Source organism: Luteolibacter sp. Y139 (assembly GCF_038066715.1).
In the GTDB taxonomy this organism is placed as follows: domain Bacteria; phylum Verrucomicrobiota; class Verrucomicrobiia; order Verrucomicrobiales; family Akkermansiaceae; genus Haloferula; species Haloferula soli.
On record NZ_JBBUKT010000001.1, the window covers coordinates 672,111 to 693,083 of the forward strand.

Annotated in this window: 18 protein-coding genes; 4 read left to right on the top strand and 14 right to left on the bottom strand. The window is 61.5% G+C overall.

Annotation, left to right across the window (positions count from 1 at the left end; translation table 11 throughout):
• Positions 1–5 precede the first annotated feature (5 nt).
• Genes WKV53_RS02915 through WKV53_RS02935 form a run of 5 tightly spaced genes read right to left on the bottom strand, consistent with a single transcriptional unit; the run spans position 6 to position 6,162 of the window.
• Complete coding sequence (locus WKV53_RS02915) at positions 6–1,220, bottom strand: hypothetical protein (protein WP_341402847.1); 1,215 nt, start codon at positions 1,218–1,220, stop codon at positions 6–8.
• 60 nt (positions 1,221–1,280) lie between these two features.
• On the bottom strand, positions 1,281–2,354 hold the full coding sequence (locus tag WKV53_RS02920) for a phosphopentomutase (protein WP_341402848.1): 1,074 nt from the start codon (positions 2,352–2,354) through the stop codon (positions 1,281–1,283).
• A 37-nt stretch (positions 2,355–2,391) separates the two neighbouring features.
• Complete coding sequence (locus tag WKV53_RS02925) at positions 2,392–3,222, bottom strand: GumC domain-containing protein (protein ID WP_341402849.1); 831 nt, start codon at positions 3,220–3,222, stop codon at positions 2,392–2,394.
• Between the two features lie 11 nt (positions 3,223–3,233).
• Positions 3,234–4,196, bottom strand: coding sequence for a hypothetical protein (locus tag WKV53_RS02930; RefSeq protein WP_341402850.1), 963 nt, complete (start codon positions 4,194–4,196; stop codon positions 3,234–3,236).
• A gap of 4 nt (positions 4,197–4,200) precedes the next feature.
• Entirely contained in the window at positions 4,201–6,162 is a 1,962-nt protein-coding gene (locus WKV53_RS02935) for an RNA polymerase sigma factor (protein WP_341402851.1), read from the bottom strand.
• 315 nt (positions 6,163–6,477) lie between these two features.
• On the opposite strand from WKV53_RS02935, the gene WKV53_RS02940 reads away from it, so the two are divergent.
• Positions 6,478–8,541, top strand: a complete 2,064-nt coding sequence (locus WKV53_RS02940; protein ID WP_341402852.1) for an amidase — start codon at positions 6,478–6,480, stop codon at positions 8,539–8,541.
• Between the two features lie 35 nt (positions 8,542–8,576).
• On the top strand, positions 8,577–10,151 hold the full coding sequence (locus tag WKV53_RS02945; RefSeq protein ID WP_341402853.1) for a hypothetical protein: 1,575 nt from the start codon (positions 8,577–8,579) through the stop codon (positions 10,149–10,151).
• 36 nt (positions 10,152–10,187) lie between these two features.
• On the opposite strand, the gene WKV53_RS02950 is transcribed toward WKV53_RS02945, so the two are convergent.
• From WKV53_RS02950 to WKV53_RS02990, 9 genes are all read right to left on the bottom strand, one after another.
• Complete coding sequence (locus WKV53_RS02950; protein WP_341402854.1) at positions 10,188–10,532, bottom strand: hypothetical protein; 345 nt, start codon at positions 10,530–10,532, stop codon at positions 10,188–10,190.
• Between the two features lie 128 nt (positions 10,533–10,660).
• Positions 10,661–12,178 carry a UdgX family uracil-DNA binding protein gene (locus WKV53_RS02955; protein ID WP_341402855.1) on the bottom strand — a complete coding sequence of 506 codons (1,518 nt, stop codon included), beginning with the start codon at positions 12,176–12,178 and terminating at the stop codon, positions 10,661–10,663.
• Positions 12,093–13,331, bottom strand: a complete 1,239-nt coding sequence (locus tag WKV53_RS02960) for a putative DNA modification/repair radical SAM protein (protein WP_341402856.1) — start codon at positions 13,329–13,331, stop codon at positions 12,093–12,095. The genes WKV53_RS02955 and WKV53_RS02960 overlap by 86 nt, the downstream gene beginning before the upstream one ends.
• Before the next feature lie 78 nt (positions 13,332–13,409).
• A complete protein-coding gene (locus tag WKV53_RS02965) occupies positions 13,410–14,381 on the bottom strand; it encodes a choice-of-anchor A family protein (protein WP_341402857.1) in 972 nt (323 codons plus the stop codon).
• 305 nt (positions 14,382–14,686) lie between these two features.
• Positions 14,687–14,884 carry a hypothetical protein gene (locus WKV53_RS02970; RefSeq protein WP_341402858.1) on the bottom strand — a complete coding sequence of 66 codons (198 nt, stop codon included), beginning with the start codon at positions 14,882–14,884 and terminating at the stop codon, positions 14,687–14,689.
• 64 nt (positions 14,885–14,948) lie between these two features.
• Complete coding sequence (locus WKV53_RS02975) at positions 14,949–15,305, bottom strand: hypothetical protein (RefSeq protein ID WP_341402859.1); 357 nt, start codon at positions 15,303–15,305, stop codon at positions 14,949–14,951.
• Between the two features lie 69 nt (positions 15,306–15,374).
• The gene (locus WKV53_RS02980) at positions 15,375–16,601 is read right to left on the bottom strand and encodes a glycoside hydrolase family 76 protein (protein WP_341402860.1); all 1,227 of its coding nucleotides are present in this window, start codon (positions 16,599–16,601) and stop codon (positions 15,375–15,377) included.
• A gap of 147 nt (positions 16,602–16,748) precedes the next feature.
• Positions 16,749–17,837: a Gfo/Idh/MocA family protein gene (locus WKV53_RS02985; RefSeq protein WP_341402861.1), complete on the bottom strand. Its 1,089-nt coding sequence runs from the start codon at positions 17,835–17,837 to the stop codon at positions 16,749–16,751.
• Between the two features lie 232 nt (positions 17,838–18,069).
• On the bottom strand, positions 18,070–19,092 hold the full coding sequence (locus tag WKV53_RS02990) for a glutamine synthetase beta-grasp domain-containing protein (protein WP_341402862.1): 1,023 nt from the start codon (positions 19,090–19,092) through the stop codon (positions 18,070–18,072).
• 182 nt (positions 19,093–19,274) lie between these two features.
• Here WKV53_RS02990 and WKV53_RS02995 point away from each other — a divergent pair, with 182 nt between their 5' ends.
• On the top strand, positions 19,275–20,099 hold the full coding sequence (locus WKV53_RS02995; RefSeq protein WP_341402863.1) for a PP2C family protein-serine/threonine phosphatase: 825 nt from the start codon (positions 19,275–19,277) through the stop codon (positions 20,097–20,099).
• An 87-nt stretch (positions 20,100–20,186) separates the two neighbouring features.
• Positions 20,187–20,828 (top strand): 4'-phosphopantetheinyl transferase family protein, encoded by a 642-nt coding sequence (locus WKV53_RS03000; protein WP_341402864.1) that lies wholly within the window; start codon positions 20,187–20,189, stop codon positions 20,826–20,828.
• Positions 20,829–20,973 lie beyond the last annotated feature (145 nt).

The following is a 20,973-nucleotide window of genomic DNA, read 5'->3' on the forward strand; positions in this document are numbered from 1 at the left end:
TCACTTCACTTCTTCTTCGCCTCGCCTTCCGCGATCCATTGTTCCTTCAGCGCCATATCCCCCACCCCGGGCCCGGTGAGGTAGGCCTTGTAACCCTCGCGGACGTGATTGAACCACGGCTCGATGGTCTCCGCCGTCAGCTTCGTCCCGTAGTTCTCCGCCCCGGGGATCGGCACCGGCCAGCCCATGATGCGGCTCTGGATCACATTGCCGACTTCGATCGAGTAGTGCCCGAGGTCACCCCAATGCGGCATCACCGCCTCGCGGTCTTGCGGCAGCGGGTCGCAATTCAACGGATGATAGTCGGCAAAGTCCCACACCTCCACCGGCGGGCCGTCGAAGGTCTCACGATTCACCTTTTGTGCGAGCTCCAGCACCGCACGGCGCTCGTGCTCGAAGACGACCGGCGGATTCGCGGCATCGGCAGCGCGGGAGTTCATAAGCGCGTGGGTCGGGTGGATGAAGGTGATCAGGTGCACTCCCCTTTGCCGGGCATCCCGCATCATGTCCTCCAGCACGCGGGCCTTGGCGGGATTCACTGCGGGCTTGGACGTATCGGGCACATCGAACTCGGCCTCGCCCTGAATGCGATCCTTGATGAAATCCAACTGGCTGCGCTTGCCCTTCTTCTTGGGGTGCGCGCGCAGGCCCTTCGGCGAGTACTGCGTTTGCTCGTGTTTCGAGGCACGCTTGAGCGTCTCCATGGATGCCTCGAACGTGGAAACGCCGATCATATAGCGGATCTCCCGATTGAAACGGTCTTCATTTCCCGCCAGAGGCGAAGAGTGATAGTCACCCATCGGCCGGGTATCGGTCGTCGAGCTCAGGTCACCCGGGTCCACGCCGAAAAGGATCAGCCCCACCTTCCGCTCCTCCATTAGGTAGCGGGCCAGCGCGGTGCTTTCATAAATGAAGCCGCCGCTGCAGCCGAGGTTCACCACGGACTGGCCTTGCCAGCCGGGGAATTCGGGATCGAGGCCATTGGCCACTCGCGAGGAGCCTACCAGACCCACGTCGATCTTCGGGTTCGCACGGACGATGCCCGCCTTGCCCGTGCGGATCTGCGAGGAAATGTCGCGATACGGGTCGAGCTTCTGCGACGACCACGGCGTCGGTGTCACCCGCCACGGGTTCACCGTCGTGTTCACCGCGAAGGACACCAGCGAGGCCACCGCAATCACGGCGACCAGACCGATCGAATATCCCCTAAAGGCGCGCACGGACGGGGTATGAAGGACCGCCCGCCGGGGGTCAAACGTCTTCCGCGTCGGGATTCCCCCTCACGCGAAATGCCGCTCCAGCAGCCGGGCGACCTGGGTGAAATCCGCCGAATCCACCGGCGGCACCGGCGCATTCGCTGTCAGCAGCGGCACCCGCTCCCGGGTGTGGTCGGTCCCGTGATGATAGGGATCATTCCCGTGGTCCGCCGTAATCAGCAGGAAATCCTCCCCCACCTTCGGCAAGAACCCGCCCAACCACGCATCGAACTCGCGCAGGCACTGCGCATAGCCTGCCGGATCGCGGCGGTGGCCGAAGAGCATGTCGAAGTCGACCAGATTCGCGAAGATCAGGTGCGGCTGCGGCCGCTGCTCCGCCCACAGCTTCTCGATCACCGCCATGCCATCGGCATTCGATTTCGTCGGATGGCTTTCGGAAATTCCCGCCCCGGCGAAAATGTCGGAGATCTTCCCCACCCCGATCGTCTCCACGCCCACCGCCTGCAAGCGATTGAGTACCGTCTCGGGTGGCATCAGCGAGTAGTCGTGGCGGTTCGAGGTCCGCTTGAAGCTCGCCGCGCTGTCGCCGAGGAATGGCCGCGCGATCACCCGGCCGATCCGAATGCCGCGCTTGTCTAACACCTCACGGGCTTGGTGGCATAGCGCCCACAGCTTCTCCAAACCATAGCGCTCTTCATGCGCGGCGAGCTGCAGTACCGAGTCGGCACTCGTATAAACGATCGGATGGCCGGTGCGGAGATGTTCTTCGCCGAGCTCGGTGAGGATCTCGGTTCCTGAGGCCGCCTTGTTTCCGAGGAACGGACCACCAATCTCATCTAACAAATCCTGCGGGAACGACTCGAAGGTGTCGAACGCCTGCTCCAGCACGCAGCCCGCCAGCTCCCAATGGCCGGTGGTTGTATCCTTGCCGGCCGAAGCCTCGCTCATGATCGCGGATGCCGCATTCGGATATGAGGCGGAACTTCCCAAACCAAGCTTGGCAAGATTCGGCAACTCCAGCCCCTCTCGCTCGAACAAATGCCCCAGCGTGTCCGCGCCCTCGTCACCATAGTCCGCCGCATCCTTCGCCGCGCCGCAGCCCACGGAATCCAACACAATCACGAGCGCCCGCTTCACGGAAAGTGATGCTTGCCCAAAGCAGCCTCGCACCCAATCAAAAACCGAGGCCAGCCACCGGCACGACGCGGCGGGGCTTCAGGAATTCCAGCAGGTAGGCAAGAAACACCGCACCAAACAGCCCCACACCAAATCCTCCCGCCCCGTGAAGCCCGAGCATCCCCAACCGCCCGAAGGGCACCGCCGGCGTTGCGGGATGAGGAGGAGAAATCAGGGCCACCCTCTCGAAAAAGGAGGTCGAGCACATTTGCCCCATTTCCAGCCGCTTCTGCGTCTCCCGCGCATGGTCCAATTCCGACAACACGGCTTTGACGCCCCGCTTTCCATCCGGGGAACCGGGCTCAAGGGAAGCCACCTCGGCTTCCAAGCGACTCACCTTTCCTTTGGCCGAATCGAGCTCCACTTGATCGGACACGCGTTGCTCTTCCACTGCGATGGCCCAGGCAGCGTCGTAAATCGCCATCCATGTTTCGCGGGCGGCCTTTTCCCCGCGCCCTGTCACCGTCATCTTGAGAGTGGGCATTCCCATCGTCGCATCGATCTCCACCTTCTGCTGCCGACGGATGACATCGACGTCGGCGCTCACTCCCCACGTCTCCGAACGCTCCACACGGTTCGCCGCCCTTTTCAGCACCCTCTCTGAAGTCATGAATTCCATCCCCTCGCGGGCGACTTCCTCATTGCCGGCTGATGAGGTCTTTCCGGAAAAGTAGGCAATCGATCCGGGCACCGAAGTCTCCCTGAACTGCTGAAACAAAAACCACGCCACTCCCATCACCACCCCGAGCAAAGGCAGCATCCAGAACAGACGCCGCCAGCGCATGGCGACAAATCCCGGATTCCAGCGGCGGGTAGCAAGCCCTTCCATTTCCACTATCCTCAATGCCTCTCGCCTTCGCGCAAGCTCGCAAGGAGTCCGGTGCGGCGGGAAGAATCCGGCAGGCCCTCTGCCCACTCGATGCCCGCCGCTTTCCCGGCGGGATCGAGCGATTGGATCACCTCCGCTGCCACCTTGACGAATTGTTCCTCAGGCAACCCGGCATCGAGCAAAATTTGCCGTGCCACCGCCGGATCACGGTGACGTGCCAAGGTGCCGCCGATGATGTGCACGCGATTGCCCTCCGGGAGTTTCGAGTCGAGCGAAACCCGATGGAGAACATTGGAGAGATCCCCGGGCGTCTGCGTTGCGGCAAATTCCCAGAGCGCAGACAGGCACAGTTTCGCATCCGCACCTAAAAGCTCGTCGATCCCCGCTGGATCGGCGGCGACTTTCGCGGCCAACAACAGCGCCGGGAAATCAAGCTCCCCGCGATTCTTGAATTTCGGCGGGCTGATTCCCTCCAGCCAAGCCGCCGCTGCTGCGGCATCCGCGCTCAGCCACGTTCGCATGACCGTCCGGAATGGACTCCCATCGTTACCGTCCACGACCAGTTCGGCCGCCAGCTTGGGATCGCTCTCCGCCACACGGGGCCCGATGGATACCAGAATGTCCTTCTTCACTTCCTCCGGCAACTCGCTGTCGCGCAACATCAACGCCCACTGTTTCAATTCGTGCCCCGATGCCGCCGCGATCTGATCGCGGAGAAGCATCCGCTCCTTCTCGGTCAAAGGGACGCCCTCCTTCAGCGACTTCGCGATCAAGGCCACAAAGCCCGCACCATCCAGCACCGGCCTGGCCTCGCGCTGCGAGGACTTTGTCGCGCCGTTCTCCACGGCCGCGCCGGTCTTGCCGGAAACCGCGCGCAATTCGGCTTCACGCTGCTTCAGGCGGGAGAGTTCCTGTCCCTGCCACCATCCCGTGGTGATGGCGACAAGCACGATGATGAGCAAGGTGGCCTTCATGACTTCAAGGTTTGCGAGGGATGAGACGGTCGATTTCCTCCTGAGCCATGCCGCCCTTGCGAGCGAGCTCCCGGGCGTCTTCACGCTCTCTTGAGGAAAGCAGCATCATCTGCAGTGCCGAATCACGCAATGAGCGGTCCGTGATCAGCTGGCTGCGCGGGATCGCATCGAGGATCCGGTCCTCACTGAACATGCAGCGGCTGATGTAGGTCGCCAGCATCCGCTCATCGGGATGGCGTTCCCATTCGGCATCCAGCACCTCCTTCACCCGGTTGGGCACGGCATAGCCAACCCCATCCAGGAAAACGCCGGCCGCCTCCGAAGGATCGAGACCTGCCGCCGTTTCACGCACCCAATCGAGCTTCTTCGCGACCTGTTCCAGCGACATCTCTTGCGTGAATCTTCCCGCTGCCAGGGAGATCCATTGAGAAGCCTCGCTGTTGGACGGTTGCAGCTGGTCGATCCAACCACGGATTTCCCCGGTCGATCGCTCCCCGGCCGTGGAAAATATCTGATTGAGCGCCTGCCCGCGCTGCACCGGATCGCTCATCTCTCCCGCCAGTCCCACCATCACCTCGGGATGCTTCAAGCCCGCCCCTCCACCGATCACCGCCTGCCGCCGCTCATCACTCAGGCTCCGGAAAAAAGCAGCAGCATCCTCCGGACTCCTGAGATACAGCCCGTCAAAGGCGCGTGCGCCGACGACCGCCGCATCCGCGGACCGGGAAAGGCTGCTATTCTCTCGGTACCATGCGGCCGCTTCTTCGGGGTTCTGATCCGCCCAGCGATTCAGATTGTCGCCAGCAAGATTCCAGATCGACCCGTCGCCCGGCTTCATGAACGGGGACAGGCGCAGGGCGAGGCCGACGACCCGCTCGGACGGCAAGCCGGACACTTGGGCGCGGAGGCAAAATTGCCGGTAAAGGGCGTAGACGAGGGCATTGCGCTGCTCCGGACCAAGTTCGAGGGACGTGGATTCCACAAGCAGTCGCTCGAGCTCATCGGCGCTCATCGCTTCGACTTTCTTCTCGGTTGTGAATCGCTTCACCAGATCGCCTTCCTTCGCGGCCAGCAAGGCATCGGCCAAGACAAGGAGATTCACCGGCGCTGCACTCCGGTCCGATGCTGGCGTTTGCCGCGAAGATGACCCCGACGAAACGACGAGGTTACTGCTCTCCAACAAAGCGATTCGTTGCCGTGCATCGGAGATTGCCATCGCCTGCATGCCGAGCGGAGCAAGCGAGAGAAGCAAGACGGCCGCAATCACAACGGCGGGTTTGATTTTCATGAGATGGAGGGAGTGAAGGGTTAGCGTTTTCCAGGAAAGAGCGGCCACCGCCGCGGGAGTGGCGCCCAGTGATGCTGCCACCGCGGGAGGAGCGGCTTGCGTCAGCGAAGTGCCGAGCCCGCTGCCAAGAGCGGCGGAGCTCACGGCGATCCCGCGTTTTGTCAGGGAAAGCCGCAGCCGTTCGACCGCTCGCGATCCACGCTGACGCCACGCCGCCGGCTCTCCGCCGAATTGACGCGCCATCTGCTCGAAGCTCAGGCCATCGAAGTATTTCAGGAAGATCACCTGCCGGTCCTTCTCCGGCAGATCATCGAGTGCTTGATCAAGAAGCGGCGCGGCATCCTTCCATGCGGAGTCGCCATCATCATCGGGAAGCGGGAGATGTTTCATGCGCGCTTGGTGCCGGCTTTCGCGGCGCAGGAGTTTCGAGGCTTCGTAGCAAGCGGTGCGGTGAAGCCAGCCCGCGAGAGTCGGCAGATGGGTCAGCCGTGGCGCCTTGCGGGCGAGAATGAGCAGCGAGTTCTGCGCGGCTTCACCGGCCAAGTCATCGCGACCCGTCCTTCGCAACGCCGCGTGGTAGAGCAGCCCGCCATAACGCCGGGCGAGGACCGCGAAGGCTTCCTCGGAGCCTTCGGCGGACCACGCTTCCAGCAGGGAGGCATCGGGGCGGTCACTCATTTCAACCATCATCCCCCGCTCATCGGAAAAGTGTGACAGGAAAAATGCGGCTCATGCGAATGCCCTGAAGTTTCAAACGGGGGTGAGCTGTTAGATCCCATTTCCTGCCGAAACCCGCCCAAACGAAGCAGGGGAAGAGGACAGTCCTGCTTCGATATTCCCGGATTTTTTGAATCACGAATCGTCACTAAATTCGGCCGAAAATCTCAGCACATGAATCGGCCGTGGCATGTGGGGTGCTAAATCGGACAACGCACCCCCCGGCGTCCCACGGCCAGCGCCGGAGGGTCTCTCGAATGCGCTGATTTCATGCATATGAAGACCCCATCTACTCCACCACTCATCCTATCCATCTGTCTCGCAGGCATTGCATCCGGCACCGCTGGTACACCTGCCGAACCACCGGTCGCAGTCATCAAAACCTTCGAACTCGAAACGGCCACCTTGGAAGACGTCCAAGAGGCCATGCGTCTTGGAGAGCTTACCAGCGTCGAGCTCACCCTGCTCTACATGAACCGCATCGCAGCCTACGATAAGACCACGGGCCCGATCGGTCTCAACACGGTACCCGTGCTGAATCCGAACGCGATCGCCGAGGCGGCCAAAGCGGACAAGCTTCGTCGTGAAGGCGTTGAACTCGGACCGCTTCAGGGAGTTCCTTTCACCGCGAAAGGCAACTACAGCTTCAAGGGGCTGGCGACCACCGATGGCCTCACCCTTTGGGCGGATCTCATCGCGCCGTACACCAGCCACGTCATCGAAGCATTGCAGGAAAAGGGCGCCGTCTTCCTCGGTCACAACAACCTCGACACCTTCCAAGCTTCCACCAGTTCCACGACCTCTCAGACCTTCGGCCTAGCAAGAAACGCCTACAACCGTGACTTCGTCACCGGCGGATCGAGCGGTGGTTCCGGCTCTTCGGTGGGAGCCAATCTGACCTTTTTCGCACTGGGTGGTGAGACCGGTGGCTCGGTGCGCAGCCCCTCCGAACGCGCCGGCATCGTCGGCTACAAGACCAGCCAGTCATTGATCTCCGTCCGCGGTCTGGCACCGCTCGCCTGGGATCGTGATGTGGTGGGTCCCATGACCCGCTATGCCGTGGACAATGCGAAGGTGATGGAAGCCGCCTCGAAGCCCGATCCTGCCAATATCTGGTCCAGCGTCACGGTCGTCGATGGCAGGCCGCGTCCAACAGGCTTCGCAGACCAGGCTACCGCCTCCACTTTGGTCGGCAAGAAATTCGGCGTCCTCACCAACTCCGTCGGAACGGTGGACACCGGCATCCCCGGAGCGATCAAGACCGTCTTCGCCGAAGCAAAGGCCACACTCGAAGCGGCCGGCGCGACCGTGGTCGAAATCACTGCCCCGCCGGAACTGGACATCACCTTCACCGGTCGCCGTAGGACGCTTCCCGTCGATGTCGTGACGCCACCGACGCGCAAGCTCTACTCACCAGCCACGACTGATACCACCGGCAACATGGTCGCTGGATCTCGGGCCTATCCCTTCAAGACCTTTCTCGAGAGTATGGTGACGCTGCCAGGCGATACGGCCGATCAGATCCATGACAAGGTCGTCGCCCGGATCAGCCCGGTGACTCAGTTGCCTCAGGTTTACCGCACCGCGATCGCCGACAAGACCACCTTTGGTCCGGAGCACCCGGACGTAGCGGAGCACTTCCAGGCGACGAAATATGCGATCCTCGATTACGAACTCTTCCTTCAGGAGAACGGAGTGGATGCGATGATCTTCCCAACCGTCACCAACAAGACCTCGTCAGGCCTGACGCTGCCGCCTCTCACCCGCTCGCTGGTGAATTCATTCGCCCTGCCGGCGGTAACCGTGCCAATGGGATCGGTCGACATGGGCAGCGGATCGATCGAGCCGACGACGATGCAGTTTGTCGGACGTTTCCTGCAGGACGACAAGCTGCTCGCGCTCGCCGCTGCCTTCGAGCGCGCGAGCCACAAGCGGATGGTCTCGCCTCAGGTGCCACCGCTCGATGGCGAAAACTTCGAGATCACCATGGACGACTATGTCGATGCCAATGATCCCTACGCTCCGCCGCTCCTCGTGGTGTCCAAGCAGGGCGTGGCGAAGAAGACCGCCGGCGTGAAGCGGCTCGAAGTCGGCGGACAGATCAAGGCCAAGGCGGATGTTTCCTCCATCCGCGCATGGATCAATGGCCAGTCGGTGCCGGTGGCCATCCAAGGCAAGAAGTGGAAAGGCTCGGTCGCCTTCGAAGAGATCCAGCCCTATGTGATCCCCGGATCCAAAACGGTGGAACTCAGCATTCTGGCCGAAGACAGCGAGGGAAATACGAATGCCACGGTGGTTCCCATTCGCGTTCCGAAGTCCCTCACCCTCGCTCCCAAATAACCTGACGGCTGTCCCTCGCTCCACACTTCACCGTCATGATTGCTTTGTTGAAATCCACGAAGGTTCGCCTCGGCCTGGTTCTCCTGGCGTTGGCCGCAGTCACGTGGTGGATGGCCGTGCCGCGCAATCCGGAAGTCGTTTTCGGAAAGACGGACGACCGGCCCGTGGTAAAAGCGGGCAAGTGGAGTGGCCATGACGGTGCCACCCGGTTCGCCGTGGCAGTGGCTGCGGCGAAGCCGGGCGAGTGGGCGCAGCTCGTGCGCGAGGCCCTGGACTCGGGCAACGAGGAGATCATCAAGGAGATGCTGCCAGATCTCCTGCGTCGCTGGATGCAGGCGGACATGCGTGGCTTCCTTGCCTTCATCAACGAGATGGAGGTGCTCGACGCGGACGGCCATCGATGGGCGATCCTGGGACCGATCCTGCTGGATGTGATTCCCGAGCTCGGTGAACGGGCGATTACGTCTCCCACGCTTTCAACCATCATTCATCGCACGATCCTCAATGTGGCCCGCCACGACCCGGACGCGGCATTGGATTGGGCGCAGCAACGGCTCGCAGGAATCGAGAAGGACCGTGCCATCGCCGGCATCGTGCCTCACCTCGTGGAGAAGGATGTGGATGCTGCCCAGCGCCTGACAGCGGGCATCGAATCCACGCCATCCCGATTGGCTGCCCAACTGGCGATCGGCAACTATCTCGGAGCTCAGGACTCCGAGGCGGGTCTTGCATGGGCCCGCTCGTTGGGTCACGAGGGCGATCGCGCTTATGCGCTCGCTGCGGTGCTGTCCTCCATGGCGGAAGCGAATCCACAGGGTGCGGGCGAGATCTATCGCGAATCGGTTTCGAAAATGCAGCAGGCCTTCACCAGCAAGGTGCTGGCAGAGCGCAACGAGATGGGGCTGTCCACGGGTGGTGAATTCGAAGACATGACCCCGGCCCAAGCGGAGCGGGCCTTGCGAGCGCTTCCTGATCCAAATCTCCAGTACTTCGAACGCGCCGCGGTCGAAATTGGCACTGCCTTGGTGCGTGACGATCCGGCTGCTGCCTTGGAGTGGGCTCGCGCACTTTCATCCCGCGAAGGAGGAGAGGCAGCACTCGCCGGAGTTTACGGCTCTTGGGTGAGCATCGCTCCAAGTGACGCCTGGAACTCACTTCGCGCGGAATCGAATCCCCCTAACAGGGTCGTTTCGGACTTCTTCGAATCATGGGCCACGAGCGATCCAGCAACGGCTTCGAGCGCGGTTGCCGAGCTCTCCGGAGCCGCCCGGCTTGCCGCGATCCCCGCTACCGTTGCTGGATGGGCTGAGGCAGGCGGAACGAGCGGCGACTTGGTTGGCTGGGTGAGAACACTCGACGGGCAGCAAGAGCAGGATCAAGCGCGCGGCGCGATTGCTTCGACCGTGGCATTCAACGATCCAGTGGTGGCGTGGCAACAAGTCCAACAAATGAAGGACCCGCAACGGCAGGCAGCAGCTTTCAACGAGGTCTTTCCAAGCTTGGCCGATGTCCAACCGCTGCTCGCGCAAAAGGCAGTCGCAACCCTGCCACTCTCGCAAGTTCAGAGGGACTATTTCAACGACTTGCTGGAGCCCTTGCTGAATCCGTGATTTGGAATCAGGTGATTTTGGAAGTTCCCTGAAGTTCTAGTCCCAACCCAGGAGGAACCTCATCCAGCAGATTCCGGAGGCCACAGCAAAAATCCAAGTCCACTTCCGGACGCGGATGAAGAACAGCGACCCGTCCTGATCGAGCGCGAACTCCTCCCCCGTCTGCTTGTCGATCACCATTCTCTTGGGCTTCTTGTCGAGATACCTCGCGAAAAGAAAATTCCCGACTGCGCCGAGCAGGAAACTACACGCAAACATCATGTCACGGTCTTGCTCTGGCGGCTTGAGCCCGCTCGCAAATTCATAAACTCCCTGCGAAACGCCCATACTCAGAAGGAGTATTATCAATGTCAGGATTCCCTTGCCGGACCAGAAGATCATTTTTGTAGTATCTTAAAGCTGTGCCAGCCACGGCTGGGCCGTGACTACTTCCACATTCAAGCAGGTCCGATCCTCGCCGCAAGAATACAAGAAAGGCCTTCAAAAATCTGATCGAGAGATCCTGCCTTTCACTCTTGGACCTGTGACGAGACCGCGAGTTTCAAGTCTGCCACGAACTGTCGGAACTCAGCCTCCTTCCTCAGTTCGTCGACCCGCAGCAAGTAGGAAGGGTGAACGGTCAGCACCACCCGGCTCGCGATCTGCGGTGCGGCAACAAGACCGCGGTGCTTGGTCACTTGGACGTCGGGCCCCAGCAATGACCGCGCGGCCGTGCCACCTAACAGAATCACGATTTCTGGCGCAACCTTCGAAAGCTCAGCCAGCAACCACGGCTTGCATGCTTCGATTTCCCCAGCTCCGGGCTTCTGATGCAGGCGAAGCTTCCCTCGCGGCGTCCACTTGAAATGCTTCACCGCGTTCGTGACATAGCAGGTGGAGCGATCAAGACCCGCCTCCACCAAGGCGCGATCCAAGAGCTGGCCCGCAGGACCAACGAAAGGCCGGCCTTCCAAGTCCTCGCGATCGCCGGGCTGTTCGCCTACGATCATGATGTGCGCATTCTCCGGCCCCTCTCCCGGCACAGCGGCGGTTGCGTGTTCCCATAGCGGACACTGTCGGCAAGCCTGCGTCATCCGCGCGATGTCATGGAGGCTTGTCGAGGCTGCCGGATCCGCGACAGGAAAGGAGGACAGATCCTGAAGCTTGCCGAGGTAGGCATTGGCGGGCGCCCGCTTTACCGGACGCAGAGGCTCCTCGATCATACCGTGCGTGCGTGCGGTGCTTTCGCGCGAGAGCTCGTCGATGAGATCGGCCTCCGGCAGATTCTTCCAATAGCGTCGCGGCATCTCCGACTGCATCGCCTTCATCTTCAGCCGAGCGGGATTGAAGATGCTGCGATAGTAGGTGCGCCAGATGCCTTCCATGACATCCGGCTGGTCACAGGGATCGCGCGGCACTCCGGGGCTCATCTTGAATTCCCCAGCGATCCAGTGCGCACATCCCTTCGGCGTGAAGATCGACCAATCCATGTTCGCGAAGCGCTTGCGGAAAAATGGCGCCGCTGCCTCGACAATGAAGTGATCCGGCTCGAACCACGCCACGAATCTCTCTCGTCCGTCGTCCGCCTCACCGGCTTTCCGGAAGCGGACGAACGCATGCATCTTGTGAATCTCGCGGCGGACATTCTTGGCCAGACGATGCGCCATCGCCACATCCGGATCGCTGGCGATTTCCAAGACATGCCGCTCGCCGCTTTTCACGATCCGCCACAGCAGGCGATAAAGCAGCTCCCAACGCCGCGGATCGGCATGGCACGACACATCCTTCGCCAAGCCTACAAACGCCGGCGGCACGACAGCCGACTCAGCCACGGTCACCATCTCGGGCGGTTCTTCAAACAAGCTGCCCTCTGCCGCCTCCCAAAGGATTTCCTCCGGCGGAATGCCACGCGCCAATACGTCGCGAGCCTTGATGCGCCACGTGGCAAACGAATCGCCCGGATCAAGGCTGTGCATCGCCGAAAAGATCGAGTTGGACCGGCCGCGGAGCCAGCCGCGCCAGCAAACGGTCACCATCCAAGTCTTCACGCGCGGGGTGGTGATCGGCCGTGATGATGAAGGCCCGCACCTTCGGCAGCGAAATCCTCAGCCTCGCCAAATCAGCCAGTCTTACGTGTGTGTGTCGTCGAATGGAGAGCAAGCGATCCACGTTCTTCATGCCAAGCCCCGGCACCCGCAGCATCTCCAAGCGCGACGCCGTCTGAAGATTGAGCGGGAATTGCTGGCGATTGCGAAGCGCCCACGCGAGTTTCGGATCGATCCTCAGGTCGAGATTCGGCTGTTCCGGCGTCAGTAGTTCCGAGTTACTAAATCCATAGTATCTCATCAGCCAGTCCGCCTGATACAATCGATGCTCACGCACTAACGGCGGAGCGACCGGCGGCAATACCGACGACGGCTCGGGAATAGGGCTGAAGGCCGAGTAATACACCCGCCGAAGACGGTAGGCGCGGTAAAGCTCGTCCGAACGCGCCAGGAAATCCGCATCAGTGGCCGCATCCGCACCCACGATGACCTGCGTGCTCTGCCCGGTGGCATGTCGCAGCTTGCGATCCCCTTCCCGCTTCCGCTCCGCGGCATCATCCAGCTTCACCCGGATGCGCCCCATCGCCTGCTTCGTGCGGGCGAGATTCTTTTCCGGTGCCAGGCGGTCGAGGCTCTGCTGGGTGGGAAGCTCCAAATTGATACTGATCCGGTCGGCGTAGCGCGCGGCTTGCTCGATCAGCTCCGGTGATGCCTCGGGGATCGTCTTCAGATGGATATACCCGCGGAAATCATGCACCTCCCGCAAGGTGCGGGCGACCTGCACCACTTGCTCCATCGTATGATCCGCACTGCGGATGATGCCCGAGCTGAGGAAGAGTCCCTCGATGTAGTTCCGCTTGTAGAAATCCAGCGTGAGCGTCACCGCCTCTTCCGGCGTAAAGGCCGCGCGGCGCACGTTGCTCGACCGCCGGTTGATGCAGTAGTGGCAATCGTAGAGGCAGCGATTGGTCAGCAGGATCTTCAGCAGCGAGATGCAGCGCCCATCCGGCGCATAGCTATGGCAGATGCCCGCGCCTCCCGCGGAGCCCACTCCGCGCCCGTCCGCAGAGTCGCGCTTGGTCGCGCCGGAGCTGGCGCACGAAGCATCGTATTTGGCGGCATCGGCGAGAATGGCGAGCTTTTCGGAAACCTCCATGCTGTTCACACGGACAGTAACCTGCTAGCCAAAGATCGCTAGCGAAATCGCCACTGCACTTTGCCCTGCCAGCTCGCCTTACCGGCGGCGGCGAAGCACAAAGCCAAGGCCAGCGAGCGCGAGCAATGCGGACGACGGCTCTGGAACCGTGAAGGGCAGGTAGCCATCGAATTTCTCGTTATGAATCTCCGCGGTCTGGTTCAGCGTCGCCGCCACCACCGTGCCATCGATATTCGAGCCGGACTGGGTCACGGTCGCTCCGGGAGCGTAGATTCCACCGCGGAAGTTGGTGCCCACCGTCACGCTGGTGGCTTGATAGAAGTTGAAGAGAACCTTCCGCTCGTTGTTCGTGAAGCCGTTGGTGAAGTTCTTGTTGATGGAGATGTTCTCACCCGCGACGTTGATCAGGATCGTCTCCGCGCCATTGGCGTTCAATTCCAGCCGGTCGAAGCCCCCGGAGCCGAACAAAGCGGCAGCGGTGACGTTGAAGACCGCGACCAGGTGGCCATCGATCATCGTCGGCGTGGCATTGAAGGTGAAGGATCCATTTCCCGGCTGAGTGCCGGTGCTGTTCGCCGCCAGCTGCGACCACTGCTGCGACGCGAGGGTGAGGAGACTGGTGAGATTGTTCGTGCTGGTCAGCCCCACGCTTCCCAGGGCGTTGTTCCATGGCGTTTGCCCGGTGGTGATGACCGGAGTTCCCGGCGCATTGCCGTTCAGCGTGACCTGGCTGGAATTCACGGCGGTGCGGCTGATCAGGCTACCCGTGATGAGCGTGGTGCCGTTGCCATTGCCAATGCCGTTGTTCAGCCACAAGGAATACTCCGCGTCGTTCGCCACCTGCCCGTCATTGAAGCCGAAGCGAGCGGCATTGCCTGGCTTGTAGGTGCCGTATACGAAAGCCGAGCCTTCGGTCTCGTTGCCCTGATTGTAGTCACCGGCAATCACGGCGAATCGATCCATCAGATCCATCATGATGTTCGCGGCATGCAGGGGGAGAGCACCGAGCAATAGCGCTCCGGAAAAAATGAGGGATGAGACCGATTTCATGGGGGCGAGTGCAACAGAAGGCGCGGATGGCTAACGGTAGCCAAAATGCACATCAAGTTTAATAGTCCCAAAATCGGACAGATCGCACACCAATCCACACAACCATCACAACCTCAATTTTTTACAAAAATACGCGTAATCGCGTAGGGACCAAAAGTCTAACCATCCCAGAGACATGCCTTTTGCAATCTTCGACCTATTTCAATTACGTGCAAAATGATCGATTCAGCCAAAAACAAGAAGCCAATTAGCGCCTCCTTGCGAAACACTCGCCGGAATTAGCGATCAGTTGTTAGACGGAGGGTTTAATCACCTCCGCGAGCTTCCTCAGGCCCGGAAATCTCCGGCTGGGAATCGCGCACCACATCCACGTGAGGACCATCCCGGCCCGCCTTCTCCTCCAAGTGGCAATGGACCCCCTTTCGGCGAAGTTCGCCGATTTCCAGAGCTGCCTGCTCATGCGCCGCCAGCACGTCTGCAGCAGGAATGCTTCGCGTGGTCATGGCAACCTGACGGGTCGCGCCGATCCGTATCGGCGCAACCGCATTTCCTGCGCGGATTCTCCGATCACACCGGACTGTCATCCGGCGAATCGCCGTCGTAGCCATTCGTGCGAGCATTCTCGCTTTTCACAATGGCATAGATGGCTGCAGCGAGCACTCCGACAAGAATCGCGCCGCCAAGGACGCCGACGGCCTGCCGTGGCGGACTCGAGCGCAGTGAGCGCAGGCGGGACGCAGCGTAGTGGCCGCCTTCGGCGAGCCGATGGCGGGCGGTGTCGGCGATCTCACGCGCGCCCTGCGGCACGGCGTAGCGGGCCGTGTGGTGGACCAGATTTCCCACGTCCTCGCGGAGATGGGAAAGGTCCTCGCGGACGCGGCCGAAGAGCGAAGAAGTACGGCGGTCGTGGAATGGTGAGTTCATGGCAATGCGATTTTAGCAGATCTAGCACTAAGGCGCAGCTTTGGCCTTAAGGCAAGTCCACGGTTCCGGTCAGAGCGCCGCAGCCACCGTGATGAGCGCGGAAAGCTGGGTATTGAAATTCGCGATCTTCGCCCGCGGCGGCTCCTGCCATTCCAAGGGATAGAGCTTCTCTTCCTGCGGCAGCTTGAGGATGGCACCGGCGCTGGCCGCGACTACCCGGTCCAGCTTGGCTGCGACGTCAGCGTGGATCTTCTGCCGCTTCAGTGAGCGGGAAAGGATGCCGAAGTAGCGCGCGCAGATGCCCTTGAACAGGCCGACGTCCCAGCCATCGGTGCTCAACTTCTCATAGAGCACGCCATCCTCGAGGACGATGCCCGACTTCTCAACGATGGTGGCGGCCACGGCCGCGGCCTCATCGAGCCATGCCTGCTTTCCAGTCGCCTGATGAAGCGCTTCCAGGCCACCGACATAGGCACCCTGATTGTAGCTCCAGTAGTCTCCCTGGTGACCGGGACGATCGACGATGCCGGTGCCGTCGTAGAGCTTCGCTTCCTTTTCCCATGCGAAGCCCTTTTCCGCCCAGTCCAGAAACTCGCGCTGCTTCGTCACCCGGGCAAGCCGGGCGGAGAGCACCACGAAGAGGCTATTGGTAATGGCGTTCGGGTCGCGCTTGTCCGCTTCCTCTGCCCATGAGACGCCACCTTCCTTCCGCCAATTGTTGGCCATGTGCTTCTGGATGGCCACGGCGGTGCGGAGGTAGCGCGGGTCCTTGGTGCGCTCATGGAACTTCAGCCACGCGACGCCCCACCAGGCGGAGTCGTCGAGGTATTCATTGCGAAACTCGCTGCCGTGGATTTTCTCCGGATCCGGTGCCTTCGTCTTGCGGCGGAGCTTCTCTTCGTCGGCGTCCGACCACTTGCCCTGCTTGCGCAGTGACTCGGCGACCTGTGGCAAGCGGCTGCCGCGCTGGACATTCCCGGCATGGATCTCGCGCAACCGGGCATCATAGAGACCGGTGCGGGTGAGATTCATGAAATCCACCATCGCCTCGACGACATTGGCGCAGGACCACCACGGTGGATTGATCTTCCCCTCGAAATGCCCGCGCAAGTCCTTGCCAGGACGATCCAGCCAATTGGCGATCTCGGGCACCCAGAAGATCTCATCGAGCGTCACCATCCCGTCTCGGAAGACCTTGGCAAAATCGGGCTTCGCCGCGGTCTCCTGCGCGGAGGAAAAACGCGGGAACAATGCGGTCGCCGCGAGAGACCTGAGGAAAGCGGAGCGGGAGATCATGGGGAAGACGGGTGAGAGCGAGCCCCGGTAACCGTAGGCGCGTTCGTGAGAACGCGGAAGTCAGTGAAAAAGCGGACCACAAGGACAGCTTCCGCGGTGTCACCACCGCGCCTAAATTGGGTAGCGCCAACAGGACGTCGACACCCCTCAAGGAGCCTCCACCTTCGCCGCCTTGCCCTCCTTGATCGAGCGATAGATCGCCTCCACCGCCAGCAGATCCCGCAACCCTTCCTCTCCTGACTGGGCGAAGGGCTTGTTGTTCAGGATGGCATCGGAAAAAGCATCCACCTCCACCTCGAAATGATCGGTGGCCGGAAACTCGATCTTCACGTCCGGCTTCGAAGTCCAGCCCTTCAAGCCATCATAGCTATACGCCGGATCCATACCGAAGCGTCCGCCCTGGCAAATCGCGGTGAAGAAGTTCGAGCCGTTGAAGGCGTAGGTCGTCATCACCGAGGCAAGCACGCCGGATGGAAACTTCATCGACCACGAAATGGTTTCGTCCACCTCGGCGAACTTCACCGGATCCGTCTTCGTTTCCTGAGCGGTGATCTCGATGGGCTCCTCCCCGGTGAGATAGCGGCACGCCTGCAGCGCATAAACGCCCACATCCATCAGCGCGCCACCGCCGGCCAGGTTCTTGCGAAGGCGCCACTGCTTCGGATCGCCAATCTGGAAACCAAAACCTGCCTCGATGAACTTGAGCGGCCCGAACACCTTCTCCTTCGCCAATCGCATGCACTCGCGGTGATGCGGCTCGAATTGGCAGCGATAGCCAACACCAAGCATCTTCCCGGCCGCCTTCACCGCGGCGATCATGCGACGGCATTCGTCCGCAGTGTTCGCCATCGGCTTCTCACAAAAGACGTGCTTCCCGGCCTTCGCCGCGCGCACCACGAATTCCTCGTGCATGCCATTCGGCAGCACGATGTAGATCACATCCACGTCCGGATTCTCCGCGATCTTGTCGAAGGTCTCGTAGTTGTAAACGTGGGTGTCCGGGATCGAATACTTCGCCTTCCACTCGTCCGCCTTGGCCGGCGTCCCGGTGACGATCGCCGCCAGCCGCGCGCGCTTCGTCTTCAGCAGCGCCGGGGCGATCTGGTTCTTGCTGAGCGAGCCGAGACCGACGAGCGCCCAGCCGAGCTTCTTCCCGGCAGGCTCCTGGGCGCGGGCTCCGGTGGTGATGGCGGCGGCAGTGGCGCCGAGCGTGGCGAGGAAGGGGCGGCGTTGCATGGATGGGTTTGTTAGAGGTCTTCGGTCTGGAACGTGCCGTTCGGGTCAAATCGATCACTCTGGCGTCGTCCTTCCCAGCGCATGACACTTTGAAAGGTTCACCGATACCATGGAGGAGGATCACCGCGAGCGGCAATTCCGAATCCCCTCCCCGCCGTGACGAAAAAATAAAGCGGCCGACCGGTTACCCGGACGGCCGCTTTGAATTTGCAGCTATGGCTAGTAAAGCGGATCAGGGAAGCGGAACTTCCGCGATCGTCTTCAGCACGCGGCTGGCGATCTGGTACGGGTCGCCCTGCGAGTTCGGACGGCGGTCTTCAAGGTAGCCCTTGTAGCCGGCGTTGATGAAGCTGTGCGGGACGCGCACGGAGGAACCGCGGTCAGCGATGCCATACGAGAACTTGTCGATCGACTGGGTCTCGTGAAGGCCGGTGAGGCGCAGGTGGTTGTCCGGGCCGTAGACGGCGATGTGCTCGTCGAGGTTCTTGGCGAAAGCAGCCATGAGGGCTTCGAAGTAGTCCTTGCCGCCGGTTTCACGCATGTACTTCGTGGAGAAGTTGCAGTGCATGCCGGAGCCGTTCCAGTCGAGGTCCTTGCCGAGCGGCTTGCAGTGGTAGTTCACGTCCACGCCGTAGCTTTCGCAGAGGCGGTTGAGGATGTAGCGGGCGACCCAGATCTGGTCGGCGCAGGTCTTCGAGCCCTTGCCGAAGATCTGGAATTCCCACTGGCCCTTCGCCACTTCGGCGTTGATGCCTTCGTGGTTGATGCCGGCTTCGAGACAGAGTTCGAGGTGCTCTTCGACGATCTGGCGGGCAACGTCACCGACATTGCTGTAACCGACGCCGCAGTAGTAAGGGCCCTGAGGACCAGGATAGCCGCCCTTCGGGAAACCGAGGGGTGCGCCGTCTTCCCAGAGGAAGTATTCCTGCTCGAAGCCGAACCAGGTGTCGGCGTCGTCGAGGATGGTGGCACGGTTGTTGGATGGGTGCGGGGTGGTGCCATCGGGCATCATGACTTCGCACATCACCAGCGCGCCGTTATTGCGGGAAGCGTCCGGAAACACCGCGACAGGCTTGAGCACGCAATCCGAGCTACGGCCTTCGGCCTGCTGGGTCGAGGAACCGTCGAAGCCCCAGAGAGGAAGCTGCTCGAGGGTCGGGAAGGCATCGAAGTCCTTCAGTTGAGTCTTGCTACGCAGGTTCGGGACGGGGGTGTAGCCGTCGAGCCAGATGTACTCCAATTTGAACTTGGGCATCGTATTCTTAGGTTGTGGTTCGGATCGCGGGGATTCGTGCGGATGAAAAAAGGGGCGTGCAAGCCCCCAGTGCGTGCATGGCGCGCGCACCGCGCCACAGAAAGCAGTCGGCAGGCCAACCGGCAAGCCCCGCGAAAATATTTCCTTTTGTCCGGCATGGACGCTCGCAAGGATCGCCCCGCGTGACGACACCCAGTCTCGAACCTGCCACTCCACCGCTGACGCTCAATTGGTCCGGCATGAGCCATGTCGGCCGCTTCCGGAAAAACAACGAGGACGCCTTTCTCGGCCTGACCTTCGACTCGAGGGAAATCCACTACCTCGGCAAGACCGGCACTGGCAATCTGGAGAACTCGGACTTCGTTTTCGCGGTCAGCGATGGCATGGGCGGCGCCAAGTCCGGCGAGTTCGCCAGCAAGATCGCGGTGGAAAAAATCACCCGCCTGCTCCCGCCGAGCTTCGGCATGGGTGCGCAACACTTGGAAGCCGGCTTCTCGGACATCCTCCGCGAACTCTTCGAGCGGATCCACGGCGCGATCACCGACCTCGGCCGCTACTATCCGGAGTGCCACGGCATGGGCGCCACCCTCAGCCTGTGCTGGTTCATGCCGGGCTGGATGTGCTTCTCCCACATCGGGGACAGCCGGATTTACTACCTGCAAAAGGATGGCGAGATGACCCAGGTGACGCACGATCACTCGCACGTCGGCTGGCTACGCCGGACGGGAAAGCTCAACGAACGCGAGGCGCGCAGCCACCCGGGGAAAAGCTCGCTCACGCAGGTTCTGGGCGGCGGGAACCAGAAGGTCGACCCCCACATCGGCCGCGTCGCCTGCCAACCGGGCGACCGCTTCCTGATCTGCTCGGACGGCCTCGTGGACGGGCTCTGGGACAAGAGGATCAACGAGATGGCCCGCGGCGAACTCTGCGCCACCACCATGGTCAACCACGCAGTCAACGAATCCGGCCGCGACAACACCACCGCGCTGCTAATCGAGGTGACCTGAGTTGATTTTGGCTTCGCCGATCCGCGGTCGGTTAGGCAATTTCACCTCGTGCCGATTTCCCTCCCCGCTCCCGGATCCGCGCTCGTCGTGATCGTCGATCCGGCACAGGTCGGCACGGAAGTGACCGCCTGCCTGTCCGCGGAGGAACAGAAGCAGGCCGAGCGGTTTCGCTTCGAAAAGGACGCCGTCCACTGGCGCGCCTGCCGGGCGGCCCTTCGCACGGTGTTGGGGAAGGCGCTGGAAATCCCTGCTGGACAGCTAGTTTTCGAATTCGGCGAGTTCGGAAAGCCGTCGCTGTCCGGCCACGACCTGCACTTCAATCTCTCCCACTGCCGCAATCTCGCGCTCATCGCCTTGTGCCGCGATGGCGCGGTCGGCGTCGATGTCGAGCCCGCGGACCGAATGAAAAGCCTGTTGGGTTGTGAGGACGCCTTCTGCCACCCTGAGGAGCTCGAAGGTTTGCCCAAATCCGACGGTATAAGGTCCATCCTGCTCATGCGCTACTGGACCGCCAAAGAGGCCCTGCTCAAGGCGCTGGGCACCGGAATGTCGCTTCCTCCCCAATCAGTCTCGATCGCAGGATTCATCAAAAGGGGCTTTTCCGATGATCCACGCTTCGCCGGGATCCTGGCCCACTGCTTGGATCACCGCGCCCTGGACGATCATGTCGCATGGCTCGCGGTCCCCGACACGGTTCGCTGCTTGGAATTTCACGAGGGAATCGTCTAAGCGCCAGACATCGACAGCGCCTCCAGATCGTGGCAAATAAGCCACGTCGACATTCCCAATGCCCGAAGCAATCCAGTTTCACTGTCCAGCCTGCGGGATCACCCTGCGGGTCCCGGTGGCCGCTTCGGGAACACAGGGCCCTTGT